The organism is Plasticicumulans lactativorans (assembly GCF_004341245.1).
Lineage (GTDB): Bacteria > Pseudomonadota > Gammaproteobacteria > Competibacterales > Competibacteraceae > Plasticicumulans_A > Plasticicumulans_A lactativorans.
Map to the genome: position 1 here is coordinate 1 of NZ_SLWY01000045.1, position 5,614 is coordinate 5,614.

At 73.0% G+C, this 5,614-nt stretch carries 7 protein-coding genes; 6 read left to right on the forward strand and 1 reads right to left on the reverse strand.

Going from position 1 to position 5,614, the window contains the following annotated elements; translation table 11 throughout:
• The first annotated feature begins 174 nt into the window (after positions 1-174).
• The 6 genes from EV699_RS19555 to truD all read left to right on the forward strand — a co-directional run bounded on the left by EV699_RS19555 (position 175) and on the right by truD (position 4,291).
• Positions 175-669, forward strand: a complete 495-nt coding sequence (locus tag EV699_RS19555; protein ID WP_132545998.1) for a septum formation initiator family protein — start codon at positions 175-177, stop codon at positions 667-669.
• The gene (gene ispD, locus EV699_RS19560; RefSeq protein WP_132546000.1) at positions 666-1,367 is read left to right on the forward strand and encodes a 2-C-methyl-D-erythritol 4-phosphate cytidylyltransferase; all 702 of its coding nucleotides are present in this window, start codon (positions 666-668) and stop codon (positions 1,365-1,367) included. Before EV699_RS19555 ends, ispD begins: the two co-directional genes overlap by 4 nt.
• 34 nt (positions 1,368-1,401) lie before the next feature.
• Positions 1,402-2,178, forward strand: coding sequence for a M90 family metallopeptidase (locus tag EV699_RS19565; RefSeq protein WP_132546002.1), 777 nt, complete (start codon positions 1,402-1,404; stop codon positions 2,176-2,178).
• 37 nt (positions 2,179-2,215) lie between these two features.
• On the forward strand, positions 2,216-2,698 hold the full coding sequence (locus EV699_RS19570) for a hypothetical protein (protein WP_132546010.1): 483 nt from the start codon (positions 2,216-2,218) through the stop codon (positions 2,696-2,698).
• An 82-nt stretch (positions 2,699-2,780) separates the two neighbouring features.
• Positions 2,781-3,263, forward strand: coding sequence for a 2-C-methyl-D-erythritol 2,4-cyclodiphosphate synthase (ispF, locus tag EV699_RS19575; protein ID WP_132546004.1), 483 nt, complete (start codon positions 2,781-2,783; stop codon positions 3,261-3,263).
• Entirely contained in the window at positions 3,260-4,291 is a 1,032-nt protein-coding gene (truD, locus tag EV699_RS19580) for a tRNA pseudouridine(13) synthase TruD (RefSeq protein WP_132546006.1), read from the forward strand. The genes ispF and truD overlap by 4 nt, the downstream gene beginning before the upstream one ends.
• Positions 4,292-4,298: 7 nt before the next feature.
• On the opposite strand, the gene EV699_RS19585 is transcribed toward truD, so the two are convergent.
• Entirely contained in the window at positions 4,299-5,054 is a 756-nt protein-coding gene (locus EV699_RS19585; protein WP_279389417.1) for an FCD domain-containing protein, read from the reverse strand.
• Positions 5,055-5,614: the final 560 nt, after the last annotated feature.

Consider the following 5,614-nt stretch of genomic DNA (forward strand, 5'->3'; position numbering starts at 1 on the left):
TGGCGATCGAGGAGCAGCTCGGTGCCGGTGCGGTGTACGCCGGGCGCAACGCCTTCCCGCGCAAGCTCCAGGGCTGAGCCGCCCCGCCTCCCCCCCGCCCGCCGCGGCGGCCGTGATGGCCGCCGCGGCGGGTCGTCCCTGTTCCTTCGTTACCCCGCCGAGCCCCTTGTCACGATGCGGATCTTCCTCGCCGCCCTGATCGCCGCGCTGCTCGGGCTCAACTTTCTGCTGTGGATGTCGGATGACCGCGGCGTGCGCCAGCAGCGTGCGCTGGAAACCGCGATCCAGGCGCAGAAGGCCGAGAACGCGACCCTGCTCGACCGCAACCGCGCGCTCGAAGCCGAGGTCAAGGACCTCAAGGAAGGCTTCGCCGCGATCGAGGAGCGTGCGCGTGCCGAACTCGGCATGGTGCGCCGCGACGAGACCTTCTTCCGCCTGCTCGACGAGGCGCCGACCGCGCCGCCGTCGAAGCCGGGCCGCCCGGGCGAGGTCCAGAAACCGGCGACCGCCGCCGGTGCTGCCACGGCGCCGGGTAAGCCGGCGGCGGCCGCGAAGAAGCCCGAGCCCGCCCGCAAGCCGCCGCCACCGCCGCCGCGCCGCAGCGAACCCCCGGCCGATCCCGAGCCCGACGACGGCGCGGGGCCGGCCGTCGAGGACGACGGCCGGTGAGCGCCGCACGGGTCTGGGCCGTGGTGCCGGCCGCCGGCGTGGGCCGGCGCATGGGCGGCGCGATCCCGAAGCAGTACCTGCCGCTCGCCGGGCGTTGCGTGCTCGCATGGGCCCTCGCGCCACTGCTCGCGCACCCCTGCATCGAGGCGGTGGTGGTCGCGGTGGGCCGCGACGACAGCTGGTGGGACGGCCTCCCCTGGCCCGGCGGACGCGTGCCCGAGCGCACCGACGGCGGCGCCGAGCGTTGCCATTCGGTGCACGGCGGGCTCGTCGCGCTGGCCGCGCGCGCCGCCCGCGAGGACTGGGTGCTGGTGCACGATGCCGCGCGCCCCTGCCTGCGCGCGGCCGACCTCGACCGCCTGCTCGACAGCCTCGCCGACGACCCGGTCGGCGGCCTGCTGGCGGTGCCGGTGCACGACACCCTGAAGCGCGCCGACGCCGCGGGCCGGGTGGAGGCGACACTCGACCGGCGCCAGCTGTGGCACGCGCAGACCCCGCAGATGTTCCGCTACGGGGTGCTGCGCGAGGCGCTCGAAACGCTGTTCGCGCGCGGCGAACTCGTCACCGACGAGGCCGGCGCGATCGAGGCGCTCGGGCTGCGGCCGCGGCTGGTCGAGGGGCGCGCCGACAACCTCAAGATCACGCGTCCGGAGGACCTCGCCCTCGCCGAGTTCTTCCTGCGCGGCGCGGCGGCATGAGGCCGGCGCCCATGCCCGGCCTGCCGGGGCGGGCGTGGGCTGGCTGAGGGAGTGGCGCCGCCGGCGCGTGCTGGCGCGCACGCCCCTGGAGCCGGCGGCGTGGGAGGCCGCGCTCGCCGCGTGGCCGGTGCTCGCCGGGCTCAACGCCGTCGAGCGTGCGCGCCTGCGCGATCTGGCGATCCTGTTCCTGCACGAGAAGGCGATCGAACCGGTCGAGGGCTTCGCGCTCGACGCCGCCGAGCGGCTGCGCCTGGCGGCGCTCGCCTGCCTGCCGGTGCTGTACCTCGGGCTCGACTGGTACCGCGGCTGGGCCAGCATCATCGTCTACCCGGGCGTCTTCATGGCGCGCCACGAGTGGACCGACGCCGCCGGCGTGGTGCACCACGTGCGCCGGCCGCTGAGCGGCGAGGCCTGGGAGCGCGGGCCGGTGCTCTTGTCGTGGGACGACGTCGAGGGCAGCGCGGCGCTCGACGGCTACAACGTGGTGCTGCACGAACTCGCGCACAAGCTCGACATGCTGAACGGCGAGCCGAACGGCCTGCCGCCGCTGCCGGCGGGGATGCGCGTGGCCGCCTGGGCGGCGGCGTTCGGCGCGGCCTACGAGGACTTCTGCCGGCGCGTCGATGCCGGCGAGGACACGCCGCTCGATCCCTACGCCAGCGACAGCCCCGAGGAGTTCTTCGCGGTGCTGAGCGAGGCGTTCTTCGAACAGCCCGGCCTGCTCGCCGCCGAGTACCCCGCGGTGTACGCGCAACTGGCGGCCTTCTACCGCCAGGACCCGCGCACGCGGCTGGCGGCCGGGCCGGCATGACGGCAGGCGTGCGCACGACGGAGGGGAAGGCGTGGAACTGAACGACCTGGCGCTCGCACGGGCGCTGCACGTGCTCGGCGTGGTGCTGTGGATCGGCGGCGTCGCCTTCGTCACCGCCGTGCTGCTGCCGGCGGTGCGCCGGCTCGATGCGCCGGTGGAGCCGGTCGCGTTCTTCGAGCGCATCGAGGGGCGCTTCGCCGCGCAGGCGCGCTGGACCACGGCGCTGGTCGGCGCCAGCGGGCTGTGGCTGACCTGGCGGCTCGATGCCGGGTGGCGTTTCGCCGAGCCGCGGTTCTGGTGGATGCACGCGATGGTCGCGGTGTGGGCGCTGTTCACGCTGATGCTGTTCGTGCTCGAACCGCTGCTGCTGCACCGCTGGTTCCACGCCCGTGCGGTGCGCGACCCGTCCGGCACGCTCGCACTGATCCTGCGCCTGCACCGGGTGCTGCTCGCGCTGAGCCTGCTCACCGTGTTCGGCGCCGTGCTCGGCGCCCACGGCGGCGCCTGGCTGGCGCGCTGAGGCGCTGTGCGGTGCTGGCCGGCGCCGCGCGCCCGCGCTACGCTGCGCCCCCGTTCAGGGTGCCACCAGCAGGGGGTTCGCCATGCGCATCGGCCACGGTTTCGACGTCCACGCCTTCGGCGCCGGCGACCACATCACCCTGGGCGGGGTGCGCATCGCCCACGACCGCGGGCTCGTCGCGCACTCCGACGGCGACGTGCTGCTGCACGCGGTGTGCGATGCGCTGCTCGGTGCCGCGGCGCTGGGCGACATCGGGCGGCATTTCCCCGACACCGACGCGGTCTACCGCGGCGTCGACAGCCGCGTGCTGCTGCGCCGCGTGCGCGACCTGGTGCGCGGCGAGGGCTACGCGGTCGCCAACGTCGACGCGACCATCGTCGCGCAGGCGCCGCGGATGGCGCCGCACGTCGAGGCCATGTGCGAGCACATCGCCGCCGATCTCGGCGTGTCGTACTCCTGCGTCAACGTCAAGGCCACCACCACCGAGCGCCTCGGCTGGATCGGGCGCGGCGAGGGCATCGCCGTGCACGCGGTGGTGCTGCTGGTCGAGGCACCGGTGCTGTGAGCGAGCCGCTGCCCCACGCCCACGGGCTGCCGCCGCTGGCAGGGCGCATGCGGAGCGTGCCCGAGGACTTCGAGGTCATCGAGGACCTCGGCTTCGAGCCCGACGGGGCCGGCGAACACGCCTTCGTCTACGTGCGCAAGCGCGGCGCCAACACCGACTGGGTCGCACGCCAGCTGGCGGCACACGCCGGCGTGCGGGCGGACGCGGTCAGCTACGCCGGGCTCAAGGACCGCCACGCCGTCACCGAGCAGTGGTTCTCGGTGCACCTGCCGGGGCGGGCCGACCCGGACTGGAGCACCTTCGCCGCCGAGGGGGTGACGGTGCTGCGCACCGCGCGCCACGGGCGCAAGCTGCGGCGCGGCGTGCTCGCCGGCAACCGTTTCCGGCTGGTGCTGCGCGATCTCGACGGTGACCCCGCCGGCGTGCTCGAACGCCTGGCGACGGTCGCGGCGGCCGGCGTGCCGAACTACTTCGGCGAGCAGCGCTTCGGCCGCGAGGGGGGCAACCTGGCGCGCGCCGAGGCGCTGTTCGCCGGGCGCCTGCGCGAGCGCGACCGGCACAAGCGCGGGCTCTACCTGTCGGCGGCGCGCTCGTTCCTGTTCAACGAACTGCTCGCCGAACGCGTGCGCGACGGCAGCTGGGACTGCGCGCTGCCGGGCGAGGTGCTGATGCTCGACGGCACGCACTCGGTGTTCGCCTGCGCCGAGCCCGACGCCACCATCGCCGAGCGCCTCGCCCGCGGCGACGTGCACCCGACCGGGCCGCTGTGGGGGCGTGGCGGCAGCCTCGCCACCGGTCGCGTGGCGGCGGCCGAGGCGCAGCTCGCGCAGACGCACGCCACGCTCTGCGCCGGCCTCGAGGCGGCCGGGCTCGAGCAGGAGCGGCGGGCGCTGCGCCTGCCGGTGCGCGAGGCCGGCGGCGAGGTGCTGGCGGGGGATGCGCTGCGGGTGGCGTTCCGGCTGCCGGCCGGCGCCTATGCCACCGCGGTGCTGCGCGAGCTGCTGCGGAGCGAAGACGCCGCCGCGTGAGGGGCGCTCAGTCGGCCAGGCCGTGCAGGCGGCGGCGTGAGCGTTCGATGCGCTTTTCCTCCTCGTCGATCTCGACCAGCGAACGCTTGACGAACTGCAGGTGCTGCTGCGCCGCCTGGCGCGCCGTTTCGCCGTCGCCGGCGATGATCGCCTCGAACAGCGCCTGGTGCTGCTCGCCGACGATCTCGCGGTTGCCCGGGCGGGTGTAGAGGCGTTCGAGCGAGGTCGAGATGCCGCTCTGCAGCAGGTTGAACAGCCCGCGCATGATGTAGAGCAGCACCACGTTGTGCGCCGCCTCGGCGATCCCGATGTGGAATTCGGCATCGCGGCGCGCATCGGTGGCCGGGTCGACGTGGGCGTTCTCGTGCGCTTCGATCATCGCCTCGTAGCGCTGGCGCAGCGCCGCCCGATCCTCCTCGGTGGCGCGCACGGCCGCGTAGTACGCCGCGACGCTCTCCAGCGACTCGCGCATCTCCACCAGGTCGTAGAGCGTCTCCGGATGGTGGTGCAGCAGCCCCATCAGCGGATTGCTGAAGGTCTGGTCGAGCAGGTCCGACACATACGTGCCGCCGCCGCGGCGGACCTCCACCAGACCGCGGGTTTCGAGCTTCTTGATCGCTTCGCGCAGCGAGGGCCGCGATACCTCGAAGCGTGCCGCCAGCTCGCGCTCGGGGGGGAGGCGGTCACCCGGGCGCAGGCCACCGTCGAGGATCATCGATTCGATCTGGTGGGTGATGACGTCGGAAATCTTGACGGGCTTCACGTACAGCTCCTAGGCCGGCTTGTGGTAAGACCAATTGACGATAGCGCTACCGGCCGTGCCTGTCGAACATCCACTGCCGGTGTCCCGATCGAGATTTCGACGGGTTACGGCCATTTGGTAAGACCAATTTATCGATGCTGAACTGGAACGGTGCCGGCAGCAGCACGTGCCGGTGCATCGCCATGCATCAGGGGCGGTACGGCCGCCGTGGCGATCGCTCAAGACACTGCATGGGTTGACTGAACGATGAGGGAGAGGGGTCATGGTAAAAATTCCAGTTGAAACCGGACGCGTGAGAATTTCTAATAGAGTAGTCAGATCAATTTACCAATCTGGCTGAATCGCCCGAAAGGGCGACGTGCGCAGCGGTCCCCTGGAGGCAGGGGGTGTGATGTGACGAGTTCGAGGGTCGCGGCGGGGCGCGAGCAGCGCAGGGAGCCCGCCACGGCCCTTGTGCGTACCCGGAGGAGACAACAACGCATGTGGGCCCAAGTCTACGACCCCCTCAACAACGCCTGGCTGTCGACGCTGTGCGCGGCGATCCCGGTCATCGTGATGCT